Source organism: Planktotalea sp. (genome assembly GCF_049680325.1).
GTDB lineage: Bacteria > Pseudomonadota > Alphaproteobacteria > Rhodobacterales > Rhodobacteraceae > Planktotalea.
Genome location: NZ_JBAUHO010000150.1, coordinates 1 through 26,764, shown reverse-complemented (window position 1 = coordinate 26,764; position 26,764 = coordinate 1). Strand labels below are relative to the sequence as shown.

Sequence of the window (26,764 nt, the reverse complement as noted above, 5' to 3'; positions counted from 1 at the left end):
GAGATCGCCCTCAAAAGGCTGGTTTTGCCAACGCCGTTGGTGCCCATGACACATGTCACATCGCCCAAACGCGCCTGCATGGAGATGTCATAGAGGATTTGCGAATTGCCATAATGCAGACAGAGGTTTTCAATATTTAGCATGGTCTATCGCCCTAGATAGACGTCGATGACGTCTTGGTTTTTGGTCACATGATCGAGTGAGCCTTCGGCCAGAACCGACCCTTCATGGAGCACCGTCACTTTACAATCTAGGCGGCGCACAAACTCCATATCGTGCTCGACAACCACGACAGCGCGGGTCTTGGCAGCCTCGACCAGGATAGCTGTCGTCTTTTCGCGCTCGGCCGGGGTCATGCCCGCTGCGGGTTCATCTACCAGCAAAAGCTGCGGTTCTTGTGCCAAGAGCATGCCGATTTCCAGCCATTGCTTTTGTCCATGGCTTAACTCTCCGGAGACACGCTGTAGCGCATCCTCCAAGCCGATCTGCGCAGCGAGATCTTCGACGCGGGCAAAGTCGGATCTAGACGGTTTGAAAAACAGCACAGCGAATGGCGCGCGATCTTTGCGCAGAGCCATCATCAGGTTCTCTTGAACAGTCTGTTCTTCAAACACGGTTGGCTTTTGGAACTTACGTCCGATGCCCCCTTGGGCGATCTTTGCCTCGGAGAGGCCAATAAGCGAGACATTCTTGTCGCCCCAGCGGATATAGCCCTCATCAGGGCGCGTTTTGCCCGTAACAATGTCCATGAAGGTGGTCTTGCCTGCACCATTCGGTCCAATGACAACGCGCAGTTCCGCATTAGAAATCTGAAAGGACAGATTGTTAATTGCGCGAAAACCATCAAAACTGACGGTGACACCCGAAACTTCCAGAAGCGTGCTCATGTCTCTGTCTCCTTGGGCTTGCGCTTGAGTAAATCAATCAAACCACCCATCCCGTTTGGCGCATAAAGTGTGACCAGAACGAAACTGAAACCGAGCAAGACCAGCCACCAATCCACCCATTTCACGGTGTAGAATCCGAGGTTCACGTCAGGGGCTTGCCCGCCTGTGAACCAGCTGGACACAAGACTGACAAAGGCCGTGCCAATTACTGCGCCATAAAGCCTGCCGCGCCCGCCGATGGCGACCCATACGGCGAGGTAGATCGAGGCGATTGGCGCAACTTCAGCTGGATTGATGATGCCTGCCTGCGGATAATAAAGCGCGCCAGCGATGCCAGAAATGCAGGCGGTCAAGGTGAACACCGCCAGCTTGTAGCTCTCGACGGAGTAGCCCAGAAAGCGCACCCGGGCCTCGTTATCGCGAATACCGCGAATGACCGAACCGAATTTGCCAGAAACGATCCAGGCTACCAGCAAATAGCCAAGCGCAAGCGCAAGGGCAGAGGCCCAGAAGAACCAGAGCGATACCACCGATTGCGGGGCGGTAACGCCGGGTAGGTTTTGCAGACCCGACAGCCCGTTATTGCCACGCAAACCGCTGGCGTTCTGGAAAAGGTAAAGCGACAGGCCCAATGTCATCGCCTGCGTCAGGATCGACAAATAGACACCCGTGACGCGGCTGCGAAATGCCAGCCAGCCGAAGACCAGCGCGAACAGGCCGGGCACAAGCACCACAAAGGCCAGTTGCAAAAACAAGCTATCAGAAAAAGCCCAGATCAAAGGAAACTCACTGCTTCCGACGACGCCGAAAATCTGGTTGCCAATACCTGCGCTTATTTCCTCTGGCGTCGGTGGTAGCACCCCTTCCGCGAGGGAATTCACAACGATCTGGCGGGTGCGTTCATACATCAGCCACATGCCGATCATGTAGCCCCCAAGCCCGAAAAAGGCGAATGTACCAAGCGACAGGATACCCATGTAGCCCCAGATCAGATCCATCGCGACCGCGATCAGGCACAGACAGAGCGTCTTGCCCAAGGTCTTGACGAAACTGGTCGATATCAGACCCACGCCAAAGCCCTCGGAAAGGACGGTCACCAGCAGCGTGAACAGTGCCAGCATGGATAGGAAAATCAAAACGGATGGATTGCGCGCAATAAATGATCTGTGCATGGCTTAATCCCCCGCCGCGCGACCCTTGAGGGCGATAATCCCTCGTGGTCTGAACTGAATGAAAATGATGATAAAGAGGATCATGTAGGTCTGTGCTGCCAACGTGTTTGAAGGGTTGAGCCATTCGACGCTTTTCTGGAAGCCGCCGATCATTGCGGCCCCCGCGAGCGTGCCCCAGATATTGCCTACGCCGCCAACGACGACGGTCATAAAACTTTGAACGATGTAATCGCTGCCCATTTCTGAGGTGACTTTGGCGAACAGCCCAATGGCAACGCCGGCAATGCCCGCAATGCCGGAACCAAGGCCGAAGGTTAGCATGTTCACGCGGTCGGGATTGATGCCCATGCTCGCAGCCATCTTGGGATTCTGCGTGACGGCGCGGGTTTCCAGGCCCAACCGCGTGCGCTTCATGATGAACAGGAACAGGCCCAGAAACAGCAAGGCAAGAATGAAGATTGCGATACGAATGTAGCTGATCGACACAACGTCATTTATCATCCAAGCGCCGTCCAGCCATGCAGGCGCTGTCAAAGGACGTGCCTGTGTGCCAAACACGTTCTTGGCCAGTTGTTGTAGTGCGATGGAGACACCGAAGGTGGCCAACAAAGTCTCCAACGGGCGATGAAAGAGCCAGCGCACAACCAACCGCTCCAGTGCGACGCCTGCGGCAAAAGTCACGACAAAGGCCAAAGGGACCGCGATGATGATAGAGGCCGTGTGATTGGTGATGAAAAGCTGAACCACATAGCCCGTATAGGCCCCCATCATGATAAACTCGCCATGGGCCATGTTGATGACCCCCATGACGCCAAAGGTGATGGCAAGGCCGATGGCCGCGAGGAAATAGATCGAGGCGAGAGAGAGTGCATCCAGCCCCAGGTCAGCGGCTTGGCTGATGGCAACGCGTGTTTCGGATTTCGCAAGAGCAGCCTGCGCAGCATCGGTCACGGCAGCGGAAGGTTCATCGAAGACCTCAAAGAAACGATACTCTGCAAGGCTTGCGTCTATATCTGACGGGGTCACGCGCGGCGGCGCTTTGCCCGCGCTTACCAGCCCGTCATATGCTTTGTCGCGCATAGCTTCTGTCGAGAGTTGGCCAACAGAAATTCCCGCAATGCGACCCCCTTCGACGTTGTTTTCTAGCGCAGCATCGCGGGCATCATGGGTAATCTCGACAGGGGCATCACCTGCGGCCACCAATAGGCCGTAGGCATCACTGCGGGTTAGCGCATCGCTGCCGATTTGCAATTCTTGCGCGATGTTCGCGATTGGCGGCGTCCCCGCTTTTGTTACGATGCGTTTGGTGCTCAGGATCGGGTTCAGCGTTGCGCGAAAATCAACGCCCAGATCACCTGCCATCGCGTTGATCGCGGCGACGCGCGCAGGCACATCGGTGTCATAGGCCATGGTCATCAAGCGTTCCAAGCGCGTTTTACGGCTTAGAATGTCCGGTTCAGTTTCGCTCGCAATCGAGGCGCGCAGCGGCGCAAGAAGTGCGACTTCCGGATCGCGGGAAATTGAATCAAGCGCGCTGCTGCGCTTGGTGACATCAGGATCACTCAGTTGAAACTGTACCAAGGCTGTCGCAATCATCGCGCGCACGCCGCTGTTGGGCTTAAGCTGCTTCAGATCGCTGGAAGCAAAGTTGCCAACCAGCGTATTGTCTTGCAAATCAAGCAACGCATATGTGCCGTCCGCGTTTTTGGTCGCCGCATAGAAATGGCCGTCAGAAGCGCGCTGCCACATATTCTTGGCCTGCCATTGCTCAAGCACATTTTGCATCTGAGGCAAGCCGCTTTGCACAAGTGCGTCAATCGCAGGACCAATCGTGCGGCGCGAGCTTTTTTCAATCAAGGCGCGCTGGCTTTGCAGCACGTCCTGAACGGTGATCGGCTGGGCTGAAGCAAGCGACGTCATTAACAGCGCAGCAAAGACTGCGAGCAGCAGGGTCTTCATAAAAAATTCCGGGAAATCAGAGGAATGGGGGCACGCGTGTCGCGTGCCCCCTGTTTGCAGGATTAGTAGTTGGACAGAGTCTGAACGCAGCTCTTTGTTTCGGTGTTGTACATACCGCAGCCCAGGTCTTTCCAATCCGAGACCAGCTTGGCGGACTCTGGTAGGTAGTCTGTCCAGGCATCGCCAGGCACTTCAGCTGTCTGGCTGATAATGTCGAACTGACCCTCTGCCGTGATCTCGCCGATCAGAACGGGCTTGGCGAGGTGGTGGTTAGGTAGCATGACCGCTGTGCCACCCGTCAGGTTCGGAAACTCCTGACCATACATTGCCGTGCGCACGGCATCGACGTCAGCGGTGCCCGCTGCTTCAACCGCATTTACCCACATGTTAAAGCCGATGTAGTGGGCTTCCATCGGATTGTTTGTGACGCGCTCTTCGCCCATGCGGGCCTTCCACGCGGCGATCCATTCGGCGTTGGCAGGTGTGTCAGCAGATTGGAAATAGTTCCATGCTGCAAGGTGGCCGACGAGGTTGCTTGTGTCGAGGCCAGAAAGTTCTTCTTCACCTACAGAGAAAGCAACAACAGGAATGTCATCCGCAGAGATGCCCGCCGCGGACAGTTCTTTGTAAAAGCCGATGTTCGCATCGCCATTGATGGTCGAAATCACGCCGACCTTTTTGCCGTCTGCACCAAGGGCGACAACATCAGCCACGATCTTTGACCAATCGGAATGGCCGAAGGGCGTGTAGTTCACAAAGATATCACTCTCTGCGATGCCTTTGGACTTGAGATAGGCCTCAAGGATGTTGTTCGTGGTGCGTGGATAGACATAGTCGGTGCCAAGCAGTGCGAATTTTTCGATGCCGAGTTCTTCAAGGAAGTAGTCAGTTGCTGGAATGGCTTGCTGGTTCGGGGCCGCGCCAGTGTAGAACACGTTCTTGGAGCTTTCTTCGCCTTCGTACTGCACAGGGTAAAAGAGCAGACCGTTCAGCTCTTCTATGTCTGGCAATACGGACTTGCGGCTGACGCTTGTCCAGTTGCCGAAGATCACATCAACGTCCTGAACTGTCAGTAGTTCGCGCGCTTTTTCAGCAAACAGTGGCCAGTCAGAGGCGGGATCGACAACAGCCGCCTCAAGTTGGCATCCCAAAACGCCGCCTTTGGCGTTCTGCTGCTCAATAAGGGTCAACATGGTGTCTTTCAGGGTCGTTTCCGAAATCGCCATTGTTCCAGAGAGCGAGTGCAATACACCCACTTTGATCGGGCAATCAGCAGCGATTGCGGGCATGGCCGTCGCCATCGTGAGAGCGGTGAGAAGAGCAGAGGTAGTTTTCATGTGGTTTCTCCGCGCAGGGACGCCGCCCTGTCTTGCTCTCGCAAGGCATGGGCTTTAGCTATTCCCTGCAACCTAAGTGTTGCAAACAGTGTGGCGGCCGAGGTGAGGTCCAATTCATACGGTCGCCGCACACCCCATTTTGATCTTCGCCTAAAACGGACGTCAGGGGATGGGCTATCGTTGCTGCGACGCAGCAAATAGGGCAATTGCCTGACCTCGAAATTTTCCAAATCGCCGCAAAATGCTCAATTATTGAGCGCTGACGACTGTCGCTGCCTCTAAAATAAACAAACGCAGTATGCAGCGCCAGAATCTTCAGCGAAAGACTGCAAATCCGGGGAGCACTGTGATCGAACGAGGGTAGATCATCGTTCCGCTGGAGAGTAAAAATCAATCAGTTCACTGCTATAAACACGGGTGCCGCAAACATTGCCCAACCGCGTGCCTTGGGCGCAGCAAGACTGTCAGTTCTTCGGGACAAGGCTGGCGTGACGCGGGTTCAGGACCTGCGGCAATCAGGATCTCTCAAGCTCGTTTTCCCGCAAACCCATAGCCCCGATGTAGAGGCGATTCTCGTCAACACTGCTGGCGGCATTACGGGCGGGGACAGGTTTTCGTTGGATGTTGCTGTTGAAAAGGGCGCGGTATTGACCGTGACGACCCAAGCGGCAGAGCGCGCTTATCGCGCTCAAAATGGTGAAGTCGGGCGCGTCACTGCCAAGGTGAACGTGCAAGACGGTGCATATCTAAAATGGCTGCCCCAAGAACTAATCCTGTTCAATCGCTGCGCGCTGCAACGACGTCTGGAAATAAACCTATCCGCTCACGCAGGTTTGTTGATGGTCGAACCGATCGTCTTCGGTCGTGCTGCGATGCTTGAGGTTCTGAGCGATGTCCACTTTGAGGACCGCATCGCAATCACCCGCGCAGCGCGTCCGCTTTATCGTGATGGCATGGACCTGATGGGCAATGGCGCCGCCCATTTGGCCCGCCGCGCAATCGCAAACGGGGCAGGGGCCATGGCAAGCGTTGTCATGGTTTCGCCCGAAGCTGAAAGCCGCTTGAGCGCTATTCGCGCTTTGCTCCCAAGCACGGCAGGTGCCAGCCTTTTGAGCGATACAGTCTTGGTGGTCCGGCAGCTTGGGGCGGACAGTTTCGAGCTACGCAAAAGCCTGATCCCAATCCTGAAACACCTTTCCGATAACACCCTTCCTCTGTCCTGGAGCCTTTAGTTCATGCAACTGACCCCCCGTGAAAAAGACAAGCTGCTGATAGCCATGGCGGCCGAAGTGGCCCGCAAGCGTCTGGCGCGCGGCGTCAAACTAAACCATCCCGAAGCGATTGCTTTGATAACCGATGCGGTTGTCGAGGGTGCGCGCGACGGGCGCTCTGTCGCGGATATGATGGAGGCGGGTGGCCACGTCATTACGCGCGATCAATGTATGCAGGGCATCGCGGAGATGATCCACGAAGTGCAGGTCGAGGCCACTTTTCCCGACGGGACCAAACTGGTCACTGTCCACAATCCCATTCGATAGGAACCTGCCATGATCCCTGGAGAACTTTTTCCTGTTAAGGGCACGCTGACCCTGAACGCAGGTTCATCGGCAATCACCCTAATAGTCGCCAACACGGGCGACCGCCCCGTGCAGGTTGGCAGCCATTACCATTTTGCCGAAACCAATCCTGCTCTCGATTTTGATCGCGCCGCGGCGCGTGGTCTGCGGCTTGATATCGCCTCTGGCACGGCCGTTCGCTTTGAACCGGGCCAGCGGCGCGAAGTGCAGCTGATCCCGATCGGCGGTGCACGCAAGATTTTTGGTTTCAACGCTCACGTCATGGGAGAGCTATAAATGAGTCGCGAAATTTCCCGCGCGCAATATGCGGCGATGTATGGCCCCACAACGGGCGACAAACTGCGCCTTGCCGATACCGATCTGGTTATCGAGGTAGAGCGCGATCTGACCACCTACGGTGAAGAGGTAAAATTCGGCGGCGGCAAGACCATTCGCGACGGCATGGGACAGTCTCAAGTTACCCGTGCAGGTGGCGCGGTGGACACCGTCATTACGAATGCGTTGATCGTGGATCATTCCGGCATCTACAAAGCAGATGTCGCACTGAAGAACGGCTTGATCCATGCCATTGGCAAGGCGGGCAACCCGGACACGCAATCCGGCGTCGATATCATCATTGGCCCCGGCACTGAAATCATCGCAGGCGAAGGGCGTATTCTGACCGCAGGCGGCATGGACAGTCACATCCACTTTATCTGCCCGCAGCAGATGGAGGACTCTCTGCATTCTGGTGTCACCACTTGTTTCGGCGGTGGCACAGGCCCTGCACATGGCACACTTGCCACGACCTGCACGCCCGGTCCTTGGCACATCGGGCGCATGCTCCAGTCCTTTGATGGCATCCCTATGAACATCGGCCTGTCGGGTAAGGGCAATGCCAGCCAGCCCGACGCATTGCGCGAAATGGTTAAAGGTGGCGCCTGCGCGCTGAAACTGCATGAGGATTGGGGTACCACCCCTGCTGCGATTGATTGCTGCCTCACGGTCGCGGACGAAATGGATGTGCAGGTGATGATCCACACCGACACCCTGAATGAGAGCGGCTTCGTCGAACAAACGGTTGGCGCCATCAAGGGCCGCACGGTCCATGCGTTCCATACTGAAGGGGCAGGGGGCGGACACGCGCCGGATATCATCAAGATTTGCGGCGATGCCAATGTGCTGCCCTCTTCCACCAACCCGACGCGGCCCTTTACGGTGAACACGTTGGAAGAGCATCTGGATATGCTCATGGTCTGTCACCACCTCGATAAATCCATCCCCGAAGACATCGCTTTCGCCGAAAGCCGCATCCGCCGCGAAACCATTGCGGCCGAAGATATCCTTCACGATATGGGCGCGTTTTCGATCATCGCCTCGGACAGTCAGGCAATGGGCCGTGTGGGCGAGGTTCTGATCCGCACGTGGCAAACCGCCGACAAGATGAAGAAACAGCGCGGTGCCTTGCCCGAGGAAACGGGCGATAACGACAATATGCGTGTGCGCCGATATATTGCGAAATACACGATCAACCCTGCCATTGCCCAAGGCGTCGGCCATGTAATTGGCGATATTTCCGTTGGCAAGCGTGCCGATCTGGTGCTTTGGAATCCTGCATTCTTCGGCGTAAAGCCGGAAATGGTCCTGATGGCGGGCAGCATTGTCGTGGCGCAGATGGGTGATCCCAATGCGTCAATCCCGACGCCGCAGCCCGTCTACAGTCGTCCTATGTTTGGTGCTTACGGTTCGGCGCTGCGTCATACCTCGGTCAGCTTTGTCTCGGGCGCGGCGCAGGATGCGAATATCGGTGAAACGCTGGGTCTGGCCAAGCAAACTATCGCCGTGCGTAACACCCGCACCATTGGCAAGGCGGATATGATCCTGAACGATGCGCTGCCGAATATAGAAGTGCATCCCGAAACCTATGAGGTGCGCGCGGATAGTGTTCTGCTCACCTGTCAGCCTGCCGAAGTCCTGCCGATGGCGCAGCGCTATTTCATGTTCTAGGAGCCTGCTATGACGACGCTTCCCATCGCCCAGACCCTGCACCGCAAAGGTCATTGGAACGGTCCTGCACTAACCTGCGAGCTGGACTACACCGAACGCTTCTTGCGCCGTAAACGGCTTAACGCAGTTTCTGGTGAAGCCTTTGTTGTCGATCTCGCGCAAACCACTTCGCTTGACGATGGGGATGCGCTGGAACTTGATAACGGTACGCTGGTCAAGATCAGCGCCAGCGCTGAGGCACTTTACAAAGTGTCGGGTGATGATCTTGTGCGTCTTGCTTGGCATGTTGGCAACCGCCATACGCCTTGCCAGATCAAGGCGAATCACCTGTTGATCCAGGCAGATCCGGTGATCGGGCATATGCTTGAACATCTTGGTGCGACGGTCGCGCCACTAAGCGCGCCCTTTACACCCGAAGGCGGCGCATATGGGCACGGACGCACCCATGCGCATGAACATGTGGCGACTGCGCATGAGCATTGAAAATGATGTTCTGATCCTTGGCCAATGGCTCTCGCCCGCTTTTCCGGTGGGGGCCTTTGCCTATTCGCACGGGTTGGAAACAGCGATCCAGTCAGGAACGATTAGCTGCGCAAGCGATCTGGAAATGTGGCTAGGGGATGTGCTGGAACACGGCTCTGGCCGCAACGATTGCATCCTTCTGCGCGCGGCCTATCAGTGCGATGGCCCGGACGCTTTGCGCGATGTGAACGATATCGCCTTGGCGGTTTCCGCTTGTGCCGAACGCGTGTTTGAAACGCAGCTGCAAGGCGCTGCTTTCAGCAAGACATCAGCGGCTATCTGGGGCAGCGGTACGCCTGATCTTTGCTACCCGCTCGCGGTTGGTGCGGCCGCTGCAAAGCAACAGCTCGACGTTGATCTCACCGCTGCCTTCTATCTGCACGCCTTCACGAGCAATCTGGTTTCCGCCGCTGTACGCGCCGTTCCTTTGGGCCAGACCGAGGGGCAAAAGGTGCTCGCCGCGCTCACCCCGCTTTGCCAGCGGATCGCGCGAGATAGCAAAACAGCGACGCTGGATGATCTTAGCAGCACTGCCTTCCTCTCGGACATCGCGGCAATGCAACATGAAACGCTTCAACCAAGGATTTTCCGCTCATGACACAGCTCAACGGTCCTTTGCGCATTGGCATCGGCGGCCCCGTTGGTGCCGGTAAAACCACTCTGACGGCCTGCCTTGCACGAGAGTTGCAAAAGCGCTTTTCGATCGGGGTAATCACCAACGATATCTACACCCAAGAGGACGCAGAGGCGTTGATGCGGATGCAGATACTGCCCTTGGATCGCATCATCGGGGTGGAAACAGGTGGCTGTCCACATACGGCCATTCGCGAAGACGCCTCTATCAATCTCGCCGCCATTGCACAGATGCAAAAGCGGCACAGCGACCTTGATATCGTGTTGATCGAAAGCGGCGGTGACAATCTTTCCGCGACGTTCAGTCCTGAACTCGCGGATGTGACCATCTACGTCATCGATGTGGCCGCAGGTGAAGATATTCCGCGCAAGGGCGGGCCTGCTTTGACCAAATCAGACATTCTGGTCATCAACAAAGCCGACCTTGCGCCGCATGTTGGGGCCTCTTTAGAGGTCATGAATCGTGACTGCGAAAAGATGCGTGGCGGACGCCCCTATTTTTTCTGTTCTCTACGCAACAGCGACGGAGTCCAGGACGTTTTGAAAAGCTTGTTAGAAATAGGCGGGATGACGGGCGACAATGATGTTCTGCATTGAAATTGAACGTAGGCCAAAGCCCTTCATCACGAACAGATTGCGCAGCCCTGTTATGGGCTGCGCACTTTAGAACATAGCATTAACTGGTCTAGCCATCAGTCGTTGTCGTGACCATCGCTGTCACTATCATGCCCGCTATCGTTATCGCTGCCGCCATGATCCGACCCACTTGATCCGTGATCTGAATCACGGTCGTGACCTTCACTATGGCCGCGACCATGATCGCGATCATCGTCATTTTCGCTGTGGTTACGATCGTTATCATCGTTGTCAGCGTGGCGATCATCGCCAGAAGAGCGACCGTAATCGTCCGACGTGACTTTGCCAGTTGCTGCGTTGAATGACACGTCGCGATGTTTGCCATTGCCTTGGGATGATACGGTCACTTGGTTTCCGTTCCGGGTTACACCCGTCACTGTATATCCTTGATCCGCAAGCTGTGAGCGGACGCTTTCAACCGCAGATTGGGCAGAAGCAAACGTTGTCATAAGCAATGTCGCGGCGAGTGTGAAAGATGTGAGTTTCATGGTATTTTCCTTTGAGATTTGAAGTTGAGGTTTTAGTCTTGGTTTAGAAAGAGCTTCGTCAGTGGCCTTTGTTCTTGCGGCCAGTGAACATTGATTTCACAAGGTTTTCTTTGTGCTCAAAGCTTGCAAACAGGACGCCAGCGATGTGCAGAGCAATCAGAATGAGCGATGCGCTTACAAAGGCTTCGTGAAGGTCTTCGACCCATTCAGCGCCCCAGAATGCATCCATCGTCATCATGTACCCGCTCACGCCGATGGCGCTTAGGGTGACGAGAAGAGCGATCACCATCGCCCCGCCTGCGGGATTATGGCCAAGGTAGCGCTTTGCTTTGAAAGCGACGCTATCCCTGAGGAACGCAATGATCGTCGAGGGACGGTAGACGAAGTCCGTAAAGCGGGCGTGGGTGCTGCCGATCAGGCCCCAGACAAGTCGAAAGGCGATCAATCCGATGACCACATATCCGACTTTGATGTGAAGCTTTTCCCATGCGTCGCCTGACACATATGCTGCAACAAAGGCGGCAAGCAGGGACCAGTGAAAAATCCTGACAAGCGGATCCCAGACCGTGGCGGTTTCTGGCGGCACTTCGCCACCGGTTTCCGCCTTGAGCCCATGAGTGCCCATCAGTCGTCGTTCTCGGTGCCAAGCAGTTCGCCAGACATTGGATCGACCAGCAACTCGACGCGTTTGCCTTTTGCGTCCAGCGCATAAATCTCGTAGCAACCGTCCTCTGACTTGAGGTTTTTAACGTCATAGCCTTTTTCGGCATACATGCTTGTCAGCTCTGCTTTGGACATCCACTGGTCCTGAGACGGGCTGTCGCACTTTTTACCCGAGGCAAAGGCAGGCGCAGAAAGCAAAGTGACAGCGATAACAGATGCGATAATCTTGGACATGGTGTGTTTCCTATTTGGAGAGCGATGTTGCTCGTTTCGATGAGCCTTTCTCGCATACCCAAAATGACACCTGCCTGATCACGGCTGTCAGCAAACTGTAATTTATGAAACGCTATGTAGGAATCATGTCTTTGAAATCAGCGGGCGCTCGTATGAGAACCAAATATTTGAAATATTTTTGTCTTGCGGCGTGCCTTGCGGCACCGATCGCCAGCGCGTCTGATGATGGCGATGATGCGCGTTTCGCAACCCAGCAGCTGCGCGAGGGCAAAATTCTGCCCCTCAGCGAAATTCTTTCGCGCGTTGAACATGTCACTGGCGGCAACGTGCTTGAGGTTGAAGCCGAGCATGAAGATCACGGCTTGGTCTACGAGGTCTATTTTCTCGATCCGAATGGTCAACGCCATGAAATATACGTCGACGCCGCAACTGGCGAAATCCTGAAACAAAAACTGGATGATAACTCTGATGCGCGTTCTCGTGATTGAAGACGATGATCGCATCCGCGAGGATGTGACCGCCGCGCTGGAAGCTGCAGGTTATGTCGTTGATAGCGAATCCTCTGGCGAGGAAGGATGGTTCCTTGGAGACACCGAAACCTACGGCGCTGTGATCTTGGACCTGGGCCTTCCGCAGATGGACGGGTTGAGCATTCTGAAGCGTTGGCGCAAGGAAGAACGGACGATGCCTGTTCTGGTGTTAACCGCACGTGGATCATGGAGCGAGCGTGTCGAGGGGATTGATGCGGGCGCTGATGATTACCTTCCCAAACCCTTTCATATGGAAGAACTTCTGGCGCGGCTTCGCGCCATTGTTCGCCGCTCTAGCGGGCAGGCGTCATCCGTTATCAAAGTGGGCAAGGCTGAACTTGACGAGCGTCAGATGCGCATCAGCGTGCGCGGGGTTCCGATAAGCCTGTCGCCACAAGAATACCGCTTGATTTCGTATCTTATGCTGAACAACGGCCGCGTCGTTTCGCAACAGGAACTGGCAGAACATCTTCAATCCGTTCACTTCGAACGCGAGTCGAATGCGGTGGAAGTTCTGGTTGCGCGCGTGCGTCGTAAATTGCCTGCATCCATCATCGAAACGCGCCGTGGTTTCGGGTATATTGTGCCAGCCGTTGCAGGTTCGAAATGAAGCTGAAGTCGCTGCGCCTTCGCCTGACGCTTTACGCGTCCTTGATTGTCCTTGGCGCGATTGTGATGACTGGCATTGGTTTAAGCTACCAATTCCAACGCCACATCGAGCGTCGTGTCGGACAGGAGTTAAATGCGCATCTGACCCAAATCATCGGTGATCTCAGGTTCGACGATAACGCGGCACCAAGCTTGGCAAGGCAGCTTTCCGATCCGCGTTTTGGGCGCATATTCGGAGGGCTGTATTATCAGGTTTTGTCAGAGAACGGCGAAGTGCTGCTAAAATCGCGCTCCCTTTGGGACACGCAGCTTGCACTGCCCGATGATGACTTGGAGGCAGGTGATTTACACATCCACACCCATCCCGGCCCGAACGATAGCTCGCTTTTGGTGCATGAGCGGGTCGTGACCTTCGATAAAGGTGCGAAACCGATAAGACTTCGGATATCTGTTGGCATCGACAAAGGCGAAATTCTGGCGCTGCGCAACGGATTTTCCGAAGATATTTTCCTTCTGTTAGCTCTCCTGGCTGCAATTCTGCTCTTGGGTTTCGCTGCGCAAATTAGCGCGGGTATGCGTCCGCTGGATGCGCTTCGCAAAAACGTGGCGGGCATTCGCTCGGGAAATACGCTTAGGTTGGAAGGCGAGGTTCCATCAGAAGTTGCCCCGCTGGTTGAAGAAGTGAACGGGCTACTTGATCTGCAAGATCAAAATATGATCCGCGCGCGTGATCGTGCCGCGGATATGGCGCATGGCTTGAAGACACCGCTGACGGCCCTGGCATCGGACGTGACTAGGCTGCGCAAAAAAGGCGAAACCGAGCTAGCGGATGATATCGAAGAATTGGGTCTTCGCATGCAGCGCCACCTTGATCGCGAACTTGCGCGGGCGCGCCTGCGCCATAGCGTTGCGAGCGTCAGAACCGATGCCAGCCCGGCAATCGATGCCATTCTTCGTACGCTTGTACGCACACCGTTCGGAGCACCTTTGCGCCTTACCAACAATGTTCCCGAGGGTGTTTCACTTGCCATGGAGCCCGATGATTTCAACGATGTTTTGGGAAATCTTCTGGAAAATGCCTGCCGCTACAGTGCCAGCTGGGTTCAAGTTGATATCGTTCAGACGGAAATCCAAACCTTTTTGAAGGTAACGGATGACGGCCCCGGCCTAAGTGCCCCGCAAATCGAGAATGTTGCACGGCGGGGGAAAAGACTGGATAGCTCGGGGCACGGCGCAGGTCTTGGGCTTTCGATTGTGGGCGACATTCTAGAGGCCTATGGCGGTGAGTTGACGTTTCAAAACAACGCCCCGAAAGGCCTCATTGCGATTGCGCAACTTCCTAACCGACTTGCATAGATGTCGTGTTAACAGTGTTCGCGGGCGCAAAAACCTGCGTACACTGGTTCTAGACATATCAAAGGCATAGCGAAGACCGGTATTGCAATTGATTGATCCCGATTAGGAGCGACGCCCATGGTAGAAGCGGAGACATTTGAGTTCTTGGCGGATCTCGCAGCGAACAACCGCAAAGCCTGGATGGACGCGCACCGCCCTGAGCGTGACGATGCCTTGCGTAATTTCATGGGTATCGCGATCACGCTGCACGACTATGCGGATCGCTTCGATCCTTATTTGGCAGACGCCAAGTTCAAGCCGAAACAAAGCTATTCCAAATTCTTCCAAGAGTCGCGTGATCGCTTGGGGCGTGATCTGTACCGTGCAGAGGTCGATGTTTTTGCCAACGCTGGAAACCCTGATGAAGAGGTAGGTTACTATCTTCATATCGAACCCGGGAACTGTCATGCAGGCGCTGGGCTTTTTCGACCCTCTAAGGTTGGGCTTGCCGCGCTACATCGCCGCTTGCAAGATGAACCGAAGGGGCTGGACGAGATCGTCGCAGACCCGGATTTCAAAGCAGTGTTCGCAGATGGGATCGTCACCCGAAAAATGCTAAGCACCGTGCCAAGCGGTTTTGACGACAAAGACCCAGCTGCGCCCTATCTGAAAATGGTTGGCTTGGGTTGCCGCAAAGATCTGCCTGACGCATTGTTGCTCGACGATGACGCAATTGACGAGCTGATTGACATCTTTCGCGCGGCAAGCCCACTGGTGCGTTTCTTCGCCTGAACGGGCGCTTTAGTCTGGCAGCAGTGCATTCTGCACTGTCTCATCCCAACCAAGATAGAATGTATCCCCGTCACGGATCACCGGACGGGCCATCAGTTTGGGCTTTGCGGCGATCTGCGCTTCGGCTTCTGAATGTTTCAGCCAATCGCTAAGTCCGCGCCAATCGTTCGTTGTGCGATCAACCAGACGATCGCCGAATTCGACAATCAACTCTGCCAATTCTGCTTCGCTCAATGGCTCTGCCCTTACATCGCGAAAGCTGACGTCTTTGCCCGCCGCCTGCATTGCTTTGAAGGCTTTCTGGCTCAACGCACAGGTGTTCAATCCATAGATCATCATTGGGCAGTTTCCTTTATGCGCCGACGTCTTAAAGGTTTCACAAAAAACCCCCGTCGTCATCAGACAACGGGGGGTTTTCTTTTTTCAACGTCGTAGAGTGACTAGATCACCCTTCGCGTTCCAATTTCTTACGCGCCAATTTACGGGCGCGACGGATCGCTTCGGCTTTTTGTCGAGCGTTTTTCTCGGACGGCTTCTCGAAATGTTGCTTGAGCTTCATTTCACGAAAAACGCCTTCCTTCTGGAGCTTTTTCTTTAGAACCCGAAGCGCTTGATCGACATTGTTATCGCGAACACTAACCTGCATGTGGTTTTCACCACCTTTCTGGTTGAATTTGCAAGGATTTGCAGGAACGAGCGGCATAACAACCCCGTGCTGGAATGTACAGGGCAACGCCAGTCGTCAGGCCAGATGATTGCAAACATCACCCACAGGCCGCGTGTTCTAAGCGGCACCATATCCCGCGCGACGACCGAACACAGCGCCAGATGTCAGGCCAGAGCCGCCGGGATAGCCTGCGAAAAAGACACCGCCGACCAGTTCGCCGCAGGCAAACAAACCCGGGATGGCATTGCCGTCAGTGCCGAGAACCTTGCCAGACGCGTCGACCTTCAAGCCGCCATAGGTGAAAGTGATGCCGCCTGTAACGGGGTAAGCGCGAAACGGACCTGTTTCGATCTTTTGCGCCCAATGGGATTTCGGTGGCGTTAGGCCGTTCGTGCCTTTGCCATCCAGGACCGTGGGATCGAAAGCCACGTTATCGTTCACTGCGTTGTTGTACTTTGTGAGTGTGGTAAGGGCAGCACCTGCATCGACACCTTCCATCAACTGCGTTAACTCTTCTAGCGTGTCCGCCTCGACGAAATGCGCATCGTGAAAACGATACTCGCCGTAGAGCAAATCAAACACCTTGCTATCAAATACCTGCCACGCGAATTGCCCCGGCTGTCTTAGGATTTCGCCGCCGAATTGCGCGTAGGTATAATTACGAAAGTTCGCGCCCTCATCAACAAAGCGAGCACCGTTCGCATTCAACATTACCCCAAGGAAGTATGATATCTTGCGGTAGTTCTTACGCTCGCTTGGTGGTAGATCAAGCCCGCCGAAGTCTGCCATATGCAAATCCATCGGTGTGGCGTGGCACCCAGAATATAGCCCATATTCCATTGCGCCTGCTGCTATCGCCATGCGAAGCCCGTCACCGGTATTGTGGGGCGTTCCGCGCACTTTGGCGGCTTTCCAGTCAGTGCCCATGCGTTCAACGCGCATTTCTTCATTCGCCTCAAATCCACCAGAGGCAAGAATGACCGCATCTGCGAGGATTTCTTCGTCGCCAACCTGCACGCCAACAACGCGGCCGTCCTCTATGACCAGCCCGGTCACAGCAGCGTTGTAGCGTACCTTTCCGCCCATGCGCTCCACTGCTGCTAGCTCCATATCGAAAAGCCCGACGCCTTCGTTTTCGGCGGCCAGCGTCAAGCCGCCCCAAAAGACATGCTGGCCATCTTTTTCAAAACTCTGGCGGCTATAGATCGGCTCGAACTTGACGTCATGCGAAGCCAGCCAGCGCATCGTCTCGCCTGATTTTTCGATCAATGCTTGCTGCTCTTGCGACAATGCACGCCCGTCATTGAAGCCAAGTAGATCTTCGCCGAATTTCTTGGTCGTGTAGCTGCCGAAATCAGTACGGGCCAAACGGCTATCTTCTGGATCACGCAAGAGCGGCATCAATTCGTCAGAGCCATCATAAGCAAAACGCATCGCCCCAGCTGTGTATTTCGTGTTGCCGCCAGCCAAAGCCGTATCTGCCTTTTCAAGCAAGGTGACCTGCGCACCTTTTTCCAATGCCGCAATCGCTGCACAGAGCGCTGCATTACCCGTTCCGACGACGATGACTGATTTTGGCATTGGCTTTTCCTTGTGTTGCAGTATTGTATCCAAACGGATACAATGTGAGAGCCATTTAGAATGCCAGCCAAAGGATTGCAAGAGATGTCGCAAGGCGATGCAGCCTATTTGAAACTGCACTCAGCAATTCTTGCGGGCCAGTTTCAACCAGGTGATCGTCTGCGAGAAATAGAAGTGGCCGAACGTTTGGGCCTGTCACGCACCCCTGTGCGTGAAGCGTTGCGCAAGTTGGAAAGCGATGGAATCGTGGAACATCGCCCGCGGATTGGTGCGGTCATAAGGCGGCTGACACAGCCTGAAGTGGTCGAGCTTTATGAAATGCGCTTGGTGCTGGAACGCACCGCCGCACAAATGGCAGCGAAACACGCCAGCTCAGCTGAAATCGACACGCTGGAAGACCTGAACCAACAGATCGGCGCGGCGAAAGACGATGCTATCGCAGCATCTGCCCTTAACCAGAAATTCCACAGATGCATCTATCTGGCCACACGCAACCGCTTCTTGCTGGACGCTGCACGGGCGCTGAACAATGCGCTGATGTTGCTTGGCCCAACCACGCTGGCGGACGAGGCGCGGATAAAAACCGTGCACGAACAGCACAGGGACATCATCGCGGCTATCAGGAATAAGGATGTCGACGCAGCTGGGGACGCCGCCGAGCTACACCTTCAAACGTCGCTTCGGCATCGCTTGAAAGTCATGCAAGGATGAATGCGCGGGTGATAACCTTTTGCGTTGCGGGGCTTGGCGTTGCTGCGTTCAAATTTTTGCACCTGCCGTTGCCTTGGTTGCTAGGGCCGATTTTCGCGTGTCTAGCTGCTGCTCTTACAGGCATCCCGATGCGCGGGATCAAGGTGATAAATGATGCGATGCGAACCATTTTGGGCGTTGCAGTCGGCGCGACGTTCACGACTGCGCTGCTTGGCTCGATGGTGGGCATGTGGCCGACGCTGCTGCTTATCCCGGTGATGACCGCCTGCATCGGATTGCTCGGGCTGGCCTATTTTCACAAATTGTGGGGTTTTGATTTCGCGACCAGCTATTACGGTGCCATGCCTGGCGGTCTGCAAGATATGCTGGTTTTTGGCGAAGAAGCAGGAGGTGACGTGCGCGCGCTCTCGCTGATCCATGCGACGCGGGTGATGGTAATTGTGGTCGCCTTGCCGATCCTTCTGACGTGGATATGGGATGCAGATTTGTCCAATCAGCCGGGCGTACCTGCGGCAACCCTTCCATGGCAACAACTGGCGCTTATGGTGTTCTGTGGCCTTGCCGGCTGGCAGGTCGCCAAGCGGCTGGGCATGTTCGGCGCATCGATCCTTGGTCCGCTTTTGTTTTCTGCCATCTTGGCGCTCGCAGGCGTTCTAGAACATCGCCCACCTGCAGAAGCGATCTGGGCAGCGCAATTTTTTATCGGGATGAGTGTCGGTTCCAAATATGCGGGCGTCACCATGGCAGAGGTGCGCCGTGTGGTGACCGCCGCGCTTGGGTTTTGCGGGTTGCTCTTGGTGCTCACCGTTGTTTTCGCCGAAGGCATTCATCTTGCCAATCTGGCCCCTGCACGCGAAACGGTTTTGGCCTTTGCACCTGGCGGGCAGGCGGAGCTAACTGTTCTGGCGCTGATCGTCGGCGCAGATATGGCCTTTGTCGTGGCGCACCATGTTTTGCGCATCTTCGTCGTTATTCTAGGGGCGCCTATCTTTGCGCGGCTGTTTCGTGCGCCAAAGGAGATCATAAAGTGACTTATCAAAGCGATCTAAACTCGCTCGCAACGGATGGTGTCCTGCGCGCCGCAATCAATACAGGCAATCGCGCTTTGGTTCAGACCGATGGCGAGCAGTTAAGTGGCGTCAGCCCAGACCTTGCGCGGCGCTTGGCGGATGAGATCGGGGCAGAACTGAAGCCCATTATCTATTCCGGGGCGGGCAAAGTTTTCAACGATGCGGGGGCAAATGTTTGGGACATAGGGTTTTTGGCAGTAGACGCACTGCGCGCGAAGAAAATTGCCTTTACGCAGCCCTACATCACGATCGAAGCGACATTCGCCGTTAGGGCGCAGTCCGGCATTTCGGAACTTGCACAAGTCGACACCGCTGACATCAAAGTGCTAACCTCTAGCGGCTCTGCCTACGATATGTACCTGACGGATAACCTCCAACACGCGACACTTGAGCGATCAGGCACACCGCCCGAAAGCTTTGCCGAGTTTCGCGAGGGTCGCTGCGATGCGGTTGCCGGTGTGCGCGCTTCGCTTGAAGGGTTCTTCGGCCAGGACCCCAATGTACGCATTTTGCCCGGCGCATTGACGTCTGTTCATCAGGCGATGGTATTGCCGAACAAGGATGATCCACGTATCGCCGCGCTAAATGACTTTGTCGAACGGGCGATCAACGATGGGTTCGTTGCCGCGCATTCATGAGTAGACTTCAGCATTAATCATATGGATCGGCGCACCTTCTGCATAGGCGTTGATCTGATCGAAAATGTCAGAGAATTGCAGGTCGAATTCATCCTCTGTGACATAGCCAATGTGCGGCGTTGCTATAACATTAGGGTGCGTCAGCAATGGATGCGCAGTGTCTGTCAACGGCTCTGTATCAAACACATCAACTGCCGCGTGAATGCGGCCGCGCGCGACTTCTGCCTCAAGTGCACCCGTTTCGATAAGGCCGGAACGCGAAGTGTTCACCAGTAACGCACGCGGGGACATTGCAGCCAAGTCAGCAGCGTTGATGATGCCCTTCGTTTCGGGCTTTAGACGGACGTGCAAACTGACGATATCGGACGTTTCAAAGAACGCCTGACGGGATGGCGGTACGGTTTCACCTGCTGCTACAGCTCTTGCGCGACCATCGTCCGATCCCCAGAACTGTACGTGCATCCCAAGTGCCTTGGCATACTCGGCGACCGCGCCAGCGATACGTCCGTTTCCATAAAGCCCCAAAGTTCTGCCGCGAAGCGTACGCCCGACACCTGACTGCCAAGCGCCAGCCTTTAGCGAGGCCGCCTGCTGCGGAATTTGGCGATAGCTGGCAAGGATAAGCGCAAGCGTATGTTCAGCCGCAGCATAAGACGGCGTATCGGAATGCATGTTGGAACATACCAAGACGTTGCTTGAAGTGCAGGCATCAACGTCGATATGTGGATAAACACTGCGTTGGGAAATCAGCTTGAGATTAGGCAAGCGCGTCAGCAACTCAGCGCCAATTTTTGTGCGCTCACGGAAAAGAACCAGCGCTTCTGCGTCTTTAACGCGCGCAGCTAGGGCAACAGGATCTGGCTCGTGATCGGTCCAGACAGTAACCTCATGCGCGGCAAGTTTGGCAAAGCAAGGCAAGGTGCGCAGCGTATCGAACCAATCGTCAAGAATGTGAACTTTCATCGGCCTCTGGGTCTTTCTGTCAGGTTAGAATTGCAGGTCATTTGCCGTCCCAGACCGATCTAGGAATAAAAACCGATCCAGAGGCAAGCTTGCGGGCAGTGCGCACCAACCCAGCGGAGTTGACCTGAAAGCCCTCTGCGCTTTGTGTGTAATCCACAAGGACGCCAATATCACCCGATGCATGTTCCAAAACGATGCTTGCGGGATTTTCGTTCGGCTTGGCGATAAGCCCGTCCGCAACCGTTCCAGGTGTTAAGACACAAGACGCAAGACATTGTGCACCTGTCACAGCCATCGTCGGATGGCACTTCCATGGCATAAAGTAGCGTGTTGCAACGGTTCCACCGTTTCGCGCAGGGGCAAGGAGGCCGAATTTCGGCGTCACCGATTTGGTCACGTCGCCCATCCCCATCAGTGCGCCCGCTTTCAAACGAACGGCTTCCATACGCGCGTAAAACGCGGTGTTCTCGTCCAGCTCGGCTGCGCTTTCGTAGCCTGTCAGCTCAAAACTGCTGGCACGCGCGATCACCATGGGCATTGCAACGTCCATGCAAGTGACATCAATTCCGTCGATGGTATCGATCAGATTTCCAGTTGGCAGAAACGCCCCTGTTACACCGCCGACGGTTTCCATGAATTGCAAAGCGACAGGCGCGGCTGTGCCCGGAACCCCATCAATCTGTGCGGCTCCATCATAGCAAACTTCGCCATTGGGCGTTTGAACCACTGCGCTGACGCGTGCCTCTGTATTGACCGCGCGAATGTTAACTGTGGTTTCTGCGTCCTTTGCGTCGATCAGACCCATTTCGATGGCGGCAGGACCGACACCTGACAGGATGTTACCGCAGGTCGGTTTGAAGTCGACCAAACGGTCCTCAACGCTGACTTGCGCAAAAAAATAGTCAATGTCTGCCCAGTCATCCTCAGATCGCGATAGCATTGCGACCTTGGTCGTCACCGCTGCGCCGCCACCAATACCATCAATATTCAATGGATGACCCGAGCCAACCATTGCAATTAACACCTCAGCCAGCGTTTCAAGATCTGCGGGCAGATCAGCGCGGTTCAGGTAAGGTCCGCGCGACGTACCGCCGCGCATGAACAGGAATGGAATTTCTGTCTGACTCATGTGAACGGCCATGGCAAATCTACGTACTCCTGCAGCAATCCAGGTGGGAAATCACGGTTTAACAACCATGCCATTCCCAGCATGAATGCGATTCCGGCGCCAGTGTAAATGATCGCATAGAGCGTGCTGACACCTGCGCGAACTTTCATGAACGCGAAGAGAAACACGCAAAGCGCGATGATAAAGCCGAAAAGCGATGTCAGGATCAACAGGGCGGCAAACCAAGCCAAGGTGGGCCACAAGCCGTAGGTGGCGTTTGCGTCCTCGCCGCTGCGTTCGCGGTCCGCGAATATGGTATCGGTTTCGGGCTTCAGTATCATGCGTATGATTAGGAATGCACAGCCGATCAGGCAAACAGCACCTACGAACATCGGAAAGACGCGATCCCGGCTATAGCTAGGGATCGAAGCGGCATCATAAAAGGCGTAGGCGATGTAACCCGTCACAATCAGCATGAAGATAAGCGGTGCGCGTTTGGAGCCAGACTCAACGTCGCCTTCAGCAAGAATATTTTTGGCTTGGCGCAGGCCAAGCACAACAGAAATGACGGTGATAATCACCAGCGTAATCACGATGGGCGAAAAGATATAATCCATCCCGTCGCCAAACCCTTTGCGGAACTGGCTGCGGGCCAGTTGCACAGCCTGGTTGGCGTAGGTCTCTGCTGGCTTGGATAGAACGAAACCAATCAGGAATGCCGGACGTGACCAATCAAAACGGCGCATCAGGATGCCAAGAAAACCGATGGCGAACAGTGCGACCAGATCCATCAGGTTTTGTCCTGACTGGAAGGCGGCGAAGCTGATAATCATAAACAGGAACGGCGCAAGCAGGGCAAAGCGAATGGTTGTTAGCTTGGCGATGCCGCCCGAGGCCGCGATGCAGATCACGGTGCCAACGACATTGGCCAGCGCCAGCAACCAAACAATTGAATAAGTGATATCAAGATTGTTTTTCAGCATGGCAGGGCCGACTTCGATCTGGCCAGAACCCAGCAAAGCGATCGCGCCGATAAAGATCGCCATAGAGCCTGAACCGGGAATGCCGAACAAGAGGGTGGGGACCAAACTGCCACCTTCTTTCGCATTGTTGGAGCTTTCCGGCCCGATAATTCCGCGCACTTCGCCCTTGCCGAAATTGGATTTGTCTTTGGTGGTTTGAACCGCGTGGCCATAGGCAATCCAGTCCACGACAGAACCGCCAAGTCCGGGAATTACACCCACGATAACGCCAATGATGGAGCACCGCACAGACAGCCAGATGTTGGCAAACCAATCACGTACACCTTCTATCCAGCCACCGCCAATTTGCGATTCTTGGCTGATTGCGCGGTCTTGGCGCAGCAGTGATACGATTTCAGGGATCGCAAATATGCCAAGCCCGACGATGACCAGTTTCAAACCATCAGTCAGATAGGGAAAATCATAGGATGACATGCGTAAATCGCCAGAGGATGCGCCCTCGCCAATGGTCCCGATCAGCATGCCAAGACCCGCAGCAACGATGCCTTTGATCGCGACGCGCCCTGCGAGGATGCCGACCATCGAGAGGCCGAAAATGGTAATCATCAACAGCTCTGGCGTGCGGAATTCAAGCACAATAGGGCGGGCGATCAGAATGAAGACCGTTAGGAAACTGGCACCAACAAGCCCACCGAAGAGCGAAGAGGCAAACGCGGCGGATAGCGCACGGGCCGCTTGACCCTTCTTCGCCATGGGAAAGCCGTCAAGAACCGTCGCCTGCGAGGCAGACGAGCCGGGTATTCCCATCAAGACCGATGCAAAGGTGTCAGAGGTCGGCACAACCGCAACCATCCCGACCATCAGGGCAAGGCCAAGCAACGGCTCCATCCCGAACATGAAAGGCAGCAATAATGAAAGGCCCGCAATTCCGCCAAGGCCCGGGAAAACACCAATGCACAGGCCCATGACCACGCCCATGACCAGATAGCCCAGAACGATTGGTTGTAGAATAAGCCCCCACGCATCGCCCAATGCAGGCAATGCCTCCATGATGATTTCCATGAAACCGCTCCCCCGCTTTGCTTAGGAAAACGCCCCGCCGATCCGGCGGGACGTTCGATAAGCAAAGTTTACTTCAGCGAAACGCCGTACTTTTCTTGCAGCCAGTTGACGACAAAGTCTTTGGCGGACGCGGAAACATTTGTGCCGCTATCCAGCGCTTTATTTGCTGCAGCACCTGTCATCTGTGGGTACTTGCCCAAACGCTTGCCAGAGATTTCAGCAAAGTCTGGGCGCGCTTTGATGTCTTCGAACGCCTTTGTGTAAGTCACAATCGCGTCGTTGGATGCACCCGCTGGCAAGAACACCATCTTTTGCGCAGGGAAGCCTGCGATGAAGAAGGCCTTCCACGCATCCCACTTTTCGCCAGAGGTTTCGCAGCCGTCTGTTGCTTCGCAGATTTCCTTGAACGTCGGGATGTCCGGGAATGTTGGGTCACGTACGATGTTGCCATCATCATCCAAAGCGCCCCAGGTCATCATTGGAACCGCTGTGCCTGCCTCAACCAGTGGCGTCACGCCAGACAGGAAAGAAGAAGACGTTTGATAATCGATGTTGGCTTCGCCGCGCTCGAACATCAAACGGCCGTCGCCGCGGCCTTTGATGCCCATGACGCTTTCAACGTTCAGACCAAGCATCTCCCAAGCCAGTGTCGGCACAAGATCAAGACGCGTTGCACCCTGGTTGCCATAGACAAAGTCCATGCCTTGCAGAGGAGCCGCGTTCATACCGTCCATCTTTGCTGCGCCTTCAGGCGTCAGATAGGCAACACCGCCTGTGCCGGATGCCAGAACGACATTCCAGTCGGCGTAGTTGTACTTGACCCGTGGATCGCCCAACAAGAACGGGAACTGCGTAGAGCCGGACGAGCCGAAAATCAGTGTGCCGTCGTCATATTCCTGCTCTTGGAAGTAGTTGGCACCTTTGGTCGAACCTGCACCCGGCATGAATTTTACAACAACGGTTGGCTTGCCTGGCAGTGCTTCGGACAACAGCGGCGCGTAGAAGTTTGCCCATTTGGCAGAACCACCTGTTTCAGAGAACGGGATGATCCATTCGACGGTTTTGCCTTCAAGGTCGATACCGTGACCACCTGCATTGGCTTGAACGGCAAAAGTTGTGACAGCAGCAGCGACAAGGCTAACCGCCACGCGGCGCGTGGTTTTGAATGTGGACATTGTGTTCCTCCCTAGGATGCCCCCATTTCGTGAGGGCGAAAAATCTGATCTGCAAAGGTATCCACCCTCTGCTGACCAAAGGCTTATCAACCACAAACCTTGCACCTGCCTTGCATGCAGGTAAATAATCTACGATGCGCATTACGCTGGTTGAAGACAATCCCGCCTTGGCAAAGGGCATCTGCTACCGTCTGGAGGACGTGGGCCATGCTGTTGATATCTTGGATGACGGCAGCGCAGCGGAAGTCTTTTTGCAGGATGATAAGGCCGACCTGATTATTCTGGATATCAATCTTCCGGGCGTTGACGGGCTAACCTTGCTAAAGGGGCTGCGAAAGCGGGGAGATACGCGGCCAGTGATCTTGCTGACAGCGCGCGCCGAAACCAAAGACCGGGTGATCGGTTTGGATGCAGGTGCAGACGATTATCTGATAAAGCCGTTCGAGATGGCCGAGCTTGAAGCACGCGTGCGCGCGCTATTGCGTCGCCGCGACGTGCCACAGCGCCGTGAACTCGTTTTGGGTGATCTGACTTATGACAGCAACGCGCGCCAGTTGTTTGCGGGTACGCAGGAAATTGACCTGCCTCGAAAGGAAATGTCCGTCTTTGAATGCCTGCTAGAAGCAAACGGACGGTTGGTGGCAAAGAGCGCTTTGTTGGACCATGTGTACGGCACCGGCGCTGATATCGAGGACAAGGTGGTCGAAGTCTATGTTTCTCGTTTGCGACAAAGGCTTGGCGCGTATGGTGTTCAGATCAAAACGCGTCGCGGGCTGGGATACCAACTTAGCGCCGAGGCTCCTGAATGAAGCTGCAATCTCTTCGCGCGCGGCTGATCTTAATCATCTTGATGCCGCTCCTGCTGATTTCGATCTTGGCGGGTGCCTGGCAGTTCCAACAGACAACCAACCGCGCTCAAAGCATTTTCGATCGCGGATTGTTGTCCGCCGCTTTGGCGATTTCCAGGGATGTTGCAATATCCGATGGCGACGCGCTGTCGCCCGCGACGCGGCGTTTGGTGAACGACACTTCGGGAGGCGAGCTTTTCTATCACGTTTTTGCCCCTGACGGGGTTTTTGTAACGGGCTATTCCACGCCCCCCATCTTGCCCAGAAACGCGCCGGATGATCTGACCGAACCCTTCTATTACGATGCAAGGTATTTGGGCGAAGACGTCCGTGTATTGCGGTTTCAGGACATAACCACGGTCAGCAATGTCGCGGGTGTCTTTAACATAACGGTCTGGCAAAGCGCCAAAGTGCGCAGCGTATTTGTACGCGAGGTTGCGAGCCGCTCGTTCGCGGTTATTGCCCTACTGGTATGTTCGGTTGCACTGGTTGTCTGGTTCGGCGTCGGCCTGGGTTTGCGCCCCTTGCTTGAGCTGGAGAAAGCCATAGCGCGTCGTACCTCAACAGATTTGGACCCCATTCGGCGGCACGTTCCTAT

31 protein-coding genes are annotated in these 26,764 nt (G+C 55.2%); 16 read left to right on the top strand and 15 right to left on the bottom strand.

Annotated features, from left to right (window positions below):
• From WBC85_RS06975 to urtA, 5 genes are all read right to left on the bottom strand, one after another.
• A partial coding sequence (locus WBC85_RS06975; RefSeq protein WP_424434402.1) for an ATP-binding cassette domain-containing protein occupies positions 1-143 on the bottom strand: 143 nt, incomplete at its 3' end.
• 3 nt (positions 144-146) lie between these two features.
• Positions 147-887 carry an urea ABC transporter ATP-binding protein UrtD gene (urtD, locus tag WBC85_RS06970; protein WP_424434399.1) on the bottom strand — a complete coding sequence of 247 codons (741 nt, stop codon included), beginning with the start codon at positions 885-887 and terminating at the stop codon, positions 147-149.
• On the bottom strand, positions 884-2,059 hold the full coding sequence (locus WBC85_RS06965) for an ABC transporter permease subunit (RefSeq protein WP_424434396.1): 1,176 nt from the start codon (positions 2,057-2,059) through the stop codon (positions 884-886). Before WBC85_RS06965 ends, urtD begins: the two co-directional genes overlap by 4 nt.
• Before the next feature lie 3 nt (positions 2,060-2,062).
• On the bottom strand, positions 2,063-4,018 hold the full coding sequence (urtB, locus tag WBC85_RS06960) for an urea ABC transporter permease subunit UrtB (RefSeq protein ID WP_424434393.1): 1,956 nt from the start codon (positions 4,016-4,018) through the stop codon (positions 2,063-2,065).
• 62 nt (positions 4,019-4,080) lie between these two features.
• Positions 4,081-5,355, bottom strand: coding sequence for an urea ABC transporter substrate-binding protein (urtA, locus tag WBC85_RS06955; RefSeq protein ID WP_424434390.1), 1,275 nt, complete (start codon positions 5,353-5,355; stop codon positions 4,081-4,083).
• A 488-nt stretch (positions 5,356-5,843) separates the two neighbouring features.
• On the opposite strand from urtA, the gene WBC85_RS06950 reads away from it, so the two are divergent.
• From WBC85_RS06950 to ureG, 7 genes are read left to right on the top strand one after another with little or no spacing between them, the layout of a single operon-like run.
• Positions 5,844-6,587, top strand: coding sequence for an urease accessory protein UreD (locus WBC85_RS06950; RefSeq protein ID WP_424434387.1), 744 nt, complete (start codon positions 5,844-5,846; stop codon positions 6,585-6,587).
• A 3-nt stretch (positions 6,588-6,590) separates the two neighbouring features.
• A complete protein-coding gene (locus WBC85_RS06945; RefSeq protein WP_424434384.1) occupies positions 6,591-6,893 on the top strand; it encodes an urease subunit gamma in 303 nt (100 codons plus the stop codon).
• Positions 6,894-6,902: 9 nt separating this feature from the next.
• A complete protein-coding gene (locus WBC85_RS06940) occupies positions 6,903-7,208 on the top strand; it encodes an urease subunit beta (RefSeq protein WP_424434381.1) in 306 nt (101 codons plus the stop codon).
• Complete coding sequence (gene ureC, locus WBC85_RS06935; protein ID WP_424434378.1) at positions 7,209-8,918, top strand: urease subunit alpha; 1,710 nt, start codon at positions 7,209-7,211, stop codon at positions 8,916-8,918. It abuts the gene before it with no gap.
• Positions 8,919-8,927: 9 nt separating this feature from the next.
• Positions 8,928-9,401, top strand: coding sequence for an urease accessory protein UreE (locus WBC85_RS06930; RefSeq protein WP_424434375.1), 474 nt, complete (start codon positions 8,928-8,930; stop codon positions 9,399-9,401).
• Entirely contained in the window at positions 9,391-10,038 is a 648-nt protein-coding gene (locus tag WBC85_RS06925) for an urease accessory protein UreF (protein ID WP_424434372.1), read from the top strand. The genes WBC85_RS06930 and WBC85_RS06925 overlap by 11 nt, the downstream gene beginning before the upstream one ends.
• A complete protein-coding gene (gene ureG, locus WBC85_RS06920) occupies positions 10,035-10,670 on the top strand; it encodes an urease accessory protein UreG (RefSeq protein WP_424434369.1) in 636 nt (211 codons plus the stop codon). Before WBC85_RS06925 ends, ureG begins: the two co-directional genes overlap by 4 nt.
• Before the next feature lie 95 nt (positions 10,671-10,765).
• Here the strand turns inward: ureG and WBC85_RS06915 are convergent, their stop codons facing one another.
• From WBC85_RS06915 to WBC85_RS06905, 3 genes are read right to left on the bottom strand one after another with little or no spacing between them, the layout of a single operon-like run.
• The gene (locus tag WBC85_RS06915; RefSeq protein ID WP_424434366.1) at positions 10,766-11,197 is read right to left on the bottom strand and encodes a hypothetical protein; all 432 of its coding nucleotides are present in this window, start codon (positions 11,195-11,197) and stop codon (positions 10,766-10,768) included.
• Between the two features lie 58 nt (positions 11,198-11,255).
• Positions 11,256-11,822 (bottom strand): cytochrome b/b6 domain-containing protein, encoded by a 567-nt coding sequence (locus WBC85_RS06910; RefSeq protein WP_424434363.1) that lies wholly within the window; start codon positions 11,820-11,822, stop codon positions 11,256-11,258.
• Entirely contained in the window at positions 11,822-12,094 is a 273-nt protein-coding gene (locus WBC85_RS06905; protein ID WP_424434360.1) for a PepSY domain-containing protein, read from the bottom strand. The genes WBC85_RS06910 and WBC85_RS06905 overlap by 1 nt, the downstream gene beginning before the upstream one ends.
• 152 nt (positions 12,095-12,246) lie before the next feature.
• Here WBC85_RS06905 and WBC85_RS06900 point away from each other — a divergent pair, with 152 nt between their 5' ends.
• From WBC85_RS06900 to WBC85_RS06885, 4 genes are all read left to right on the top strand, one after another.
• Complete coding sequence (locus WBC85_RS06900) at positions 12,247-12,582, top strand: PepSY domain-containing protein (protein WP_424434357.1); 336 nt, start codon at positions 12,247-12,249, stop codon at positions 12,580-12,582.
• Positions 12,563-13,234, top strand: a complete 672-nt coding sequence (locus WBC85_RS06895) for a response regulator transcription factor (RefSeq protein WP_424434354.1) — start codon at positions 12,563-12,565, stop codon at positions 13,232-13,234. The genes WBC85_RS06900 and WBC85_RS06895 overlap by 20 nt, the downstream gene beginning before the upstream one ends.
• Positions 13,231-14,589 carry an ATP-binding protein gene (locus WBC85_RS06890; RefSeq protein WP_424434351.1) on the top strand — a complete coding sequence of 453 codons (1,359 nt, stop codon included), beginning with the start codon at positions 13,231-13,233 and terminating at the stop codon, positions 14,587-14,589. Before WBC85_RS06895 ends, WBC85_RS06890 begins: the two co-directional genes overlap by 4 nt.
• 117 nt (positions 14,590-14,706) lie before the next feature.
• The gene (locus WBC85_RS06885) at positions 14,707-15,360 is read left to right on the top strand and encodes a DUF2461 family protein (protein ID WP_424434348.1); all 654 of its coding nucleotides are present in this window, start codon (positions 14,707-14,709) and stop codon (positions 15,358-15,360) included.
• A 9-nt stretch (positions 15,361-15,369) separates the two neighbouring features.
• On the opposite strand, the gene WBC85_RS06880 is transcribed toward WBC85_RS06885, so the two are convergent.
• From WBC85_RS06880 to tcuA, 3 genes are all read right to left on the bottom strand, one after another.
• Positions 15,370-15,699 (bottom strand): arsenate reductase family protein, encoded by a 330-nt coding sequence (locus WBC85_RS06880; protein ID WP_424434345.1) that lies wholly within the window; start codon positions 15,697-15,699, stop codon positions 15,370-15,372.
• Positions 15,700-15,805: 106 nt separating this feature from the next.
• A complete protein-coding gene (gene rpsU, locus WBC85_RS06875; RefSeq protein WP_040700433.1) occupies positions 15,806-16,006 on the bottom strand; it encodes a 30S ribosomal protein S21 in 201 nt (66 codons plus the stop codon).
• A gap of 138 nt (positions 16,007-16,144) precedes the next feature.
• On the bottom strand, positions 16,145-17,608 hold the full coding sequence (gene tcuA / locus WBC85_RS06870; protein WP_424434341.1) for an FAD-dependent tricarballylate dehydrogenase TcuA: 1,464 nt from the start codon (positions 17,606-17,608) through the stop codon (positions 16,145-16,147).
• Between the two features lie 60 nt (positions 17,609-17,668).
• Between tcuA and WBC85_RS06865 the strand changes: the two genes are divergently transcribed.
• From WBC85_RS06865 to WBC85_RS06855, 3 genes are read left to right on the top strand one after another with little or no spacing between them, the layout of a single operon-like run.
• Positions 17,669-18,319: a GntR family transcriptional regulator gene (locus WBC85_RS06865; RefSeq protein ID WP_424434338.1), complete on the top strand. Its 651-nt coding sequence runs from the start codon at positions 17,669-17,671 to the stop codon at positions 18,317-18,319.
• A complete protein-coding gene (locus tag WBC85_RS06860; RefSeq protein WP_424434335.1) occupies positions 18,316-19,350 on the top strand; it encodes an AbrB family transcriptional regulator in 1,035 nt (344 codons plus the stop codon). Before WBC85_RS06865 ends, WBC85_RS06860 begins: the two co-directional genes overlap by 4 nt.
• A complete protein-coding gene (locus tag WBC85_RS06855; protein WP_424434332.1) occupies positions 19,347-20,027 on the top strand; it encodes a transporter substrate-binding domain-containing protein in 681 nt (226 codons plus the stop codon). Before WBC85_RS06860 ends, WBC85_RS06855 begins: the two co-directional genes overlap by 4 nt.
• Here WBC85_RS06855 and WBC85_RS06850 read toward each other — a convergent pair.
• The 4 genes from WBC85_RS06850 to WBC85_RS06835 form a co-directional block, all read right to left on the bottom strand.
• Positions 20,022-20,990, bottom strand: a complete 969-nt coding sequence (locus WBC85_RS06850) for a D-2-hydroxyacid dehydrogenase family protein (protein ID WP_424434329.1) — start codon at positions 20,988-20,990, stop codon at positions 20,022-20,024. The genes WBC85_RS06855 and WBC85_RS06850 overlap by 6 nt on opposite strands.
• A 37-nt stretch (positions 20,991-21,027) precedes the next feature.
• On the bottom strand, positions 21,028-22,119 hold the full coding sequence (locus WBC85_RS06845) for a 4-oxalomesaconate tautomerase (RefSeq protein WP_424434326.1): 1,092 nt from the start codon (positions 22,117-22,119) through the stop codon (positions 21,028-21,030).
• The gene (locus tag WBC85_RS06840; protein ID WP_424434323.1) at positions 22,116-24,143 is read right to left on the bottom strand and encodes a tripartite tricarboxylate transporter permease; all 2,028 of its coding nucleotides are present in this window, start codon (positions 24,141-24,143) and stop codon (positions 22,116-22,118) included. Before WBC85_RS06840 ends, WBC85_RS06845 begins: the two co-directional genes overlap by 4 nt.
• Before the next feature lie 68 nt (positions 24,144-24,211).
• Complete coding sequence (locus WBC85_RS06835) at positions 24,212-25,318, bottom strand: tricarboxylate transporter (RefSeq protein ID WP_424434320.1); 1,107 nt, start codon at positions 25,316-25,318, stop codon at positions 24,212-24,214.
• A gap of 134 nt (positions 25,319-25,452) precedes the next feature.
• On the opposite strand from WBC85_RS06835, the gene WBC85_RS06830 reads away from it, so the two are divergent.
• Positions 25,453-26,127, top strand: a complete 675-nt coding sequence (locus tag WBC85_RS06830) for a response regulator transcription factor (RefSeq protein WP_424434317.1) — start codon at positions 25,453-25,455, stop codon at positions 26,125-26,127.
• Positions 26,124-26,764 (top strand): sensor histidine kinase N-terminal domain-containing protein (locus WBC85_RS06825; RefSeq protein WP_424434314.1); only part of this gene is annotated, 641 nt, incomplete at its 3' end. The genes WBC85_RS06830 and WBC85_RS06825, both read left to right, overlap by 4 nt.

Bases quoted from the DNA above. Each gene is read 5' to 3' on its own strand.
- ureC (WP_424434378.1), top strand. From the start codon at position 7,209: ATGAGTCGCGAAATTTCCCGCGCGCAATATGCGGCGATGTATGGCCCC.
- urtD (WP_424434399.1), bottom strand. From the start codon at position 887: ATGAGCACGCTTCTGGAAGTTTCGGGTGTCACCGTCAGTTTTGATGGT.
- WBC85_RS06930 (WP_424434375.1), top strand. From the start codon at position 8,928: ATGACGACGCTTCCCATCGCCCAGACCCTGCACCGCAAAGGTCATTGG.
- WBC85_RS06965 (WP_424434396.1), bottom strand. From the start codon at position 2,059: ATGCACAGATCATTTATTGCGCGCAATCCATCCGTTTTGATTTTCCTA.
- WBC85_RS06940 (WP_424434381.1), top strand. From the start codon at position 6,903: ATGATCCCTGGAGAACTTTTTCCTGTTAAGGGCACGCTGACCCTGAAC.
- rpsU (WP_040700433.1), bottom strand. From the start codon at position 16,006: ATGCAGGTTAGTGTTCGCGATAACAATGTCGATCAAGCGCTTCGGGTT.
- WBC85_RS06850 (WP_424434329.1), bottom strand. From the start codon at position 20,990: ATGAAAGTTCACATTCTTGACGATTGGTTCGATACGCTGCGCACCTTG.
- WBC85_RS06865 (WP_424434338.1), top strand. From the start codon at position 17,669: ATGCCAGCCAAAGGATTGCAAGAGATGTCGCAAGGCGATGCAGCCTAT.
- tcuA (WP_424434341.1), bottom strand. From the start codon at position 17,608: ATGCCAAAATCAGTCATCGTCGTCGGAACGGGTAATGCAGCGCTCTGT.
- WBC85_RS06840 (WP_424434323.1), bottom strand. From the start codon at position 24,143: ATGGAAATCATCATGGAGGCATTGCCTGCATTGGGCGATGCGTGGGGG.
- WBC85_RS06835 (WP_424434320.1), bottom strand. From the start codon at position 25,318: ATGTCCACATTCAAAACCACGCGCCGCGTGGCGGTTAGCCTTGTCGCT.
- WBC85_RS06885 (WP_424434348.1), top strand. From the start codon at position 14,707: ATGGTAGAAGCGGAGACATTTGAGTTCTTGGCGGATCTCGCAGCGAAC.
- WBC85_RS06895 (WP_424434354.1), top strand. From the start codon at position 12,563: ATGCGCGTTCTCGTGATTGAAGACGATGATCGCATCCGCGAGGATGTG.
- WBC85_RS06915 (WP_424434366.1), bottom strand. From the start codon at position 11,197: ATGAAACTCACATCTTTCACACTCGCCGCGACATTGCTTATGACAACG.
- urtB (WP_424434393.1), bottom strand. From the start codon at position 4,018: ATGAAGACCCTGCTGCTCGCAGTCTTTGCTGCGCTGTTAATGACGTCG.
- WBC85_RS06880 (WP_424434345.1), bottom strand. From the start codon at position 15,699: ATGATGATCTATGGATTGAACACCTGTGCGTTGAGCCAGAAAGCCTTC.
- ureG (WP_424434369.1), top strand. From the start codon at position 10,035: ATGACACAGCTCAACGGTCCTTTGCGCATTGGCATCGGCGGCCCCGTT.
- WBC85_RS06830 (WP_424434317.1), top strand. From the start codon at position 25,453: ATGCGCATTACGCTGGTTGAAGACAATCCCGCCTTGGCAAAGGGCATC.
- WBC85_RS06945 (WP_424434384.1), top strand. From the start codon at position 6,591: ATGCAACTGACCCCCCGTGAAAAAGACAAGCTGCTGATAGCCATGGCG.
- WBC85_RS06925 (WP_424434372.1), top strand. From the start codon at position 9,391: ATGAGCATTGAAAATGATGTTCTGATCCTTGGCCAATGGCTCTCGCCC.
- WBC85_RS06910 (WP_424434363.1), bottom strand. From the start codon at position 11,822: ATGGGCACTCATGGGCTCAAGGCGGAAACCGGTGGCGAAGTGCCGCCA.
- WBC85_RS06905 (WP_424434360.1), bottom strand. From the start codon at position 12,094: ATGTCCAAGATTATCGCATCTGTTATCGCTGTCACTTTGCTTTCTGCG.
- WBC85_RS06860 (WP_424434335.1), top strand. From the start codon at position 18,316: ATGAATGCGCGGGTGATAACCTTTTGCGTTGCGGGGCTTGGCGTTGCT.
- urtA (WP_424434390.1), bottom strand. From the start codon at position 5,355: ATGAAAACTACCTCTGCTCTTCTCACCGCTCTCACGATGGCGACGGCC.
- WBC85_RS06900 (WP_424434357.1), top strand. From the start codon at position 12,247: ATGAGAACCAAATATTTGAAATATTTTTGTCTTGCGGCGTGCCTTGCG.
- WBC85_RS06890 (WP_424434351.1), top strand. From the start codon at position 13,231: ATGAAGCTGAAGTCGCTGCGCCTTCGCCTGACGCTTTACGCGTCCTTG.
- WBC85_RS06845 (WP_424434326.1), bottom strand. From the start codon at position 22,119: ATGAGTCAGACAGAAATTCCATTCCTGTTCATGCGCGGCGGTACGTCG.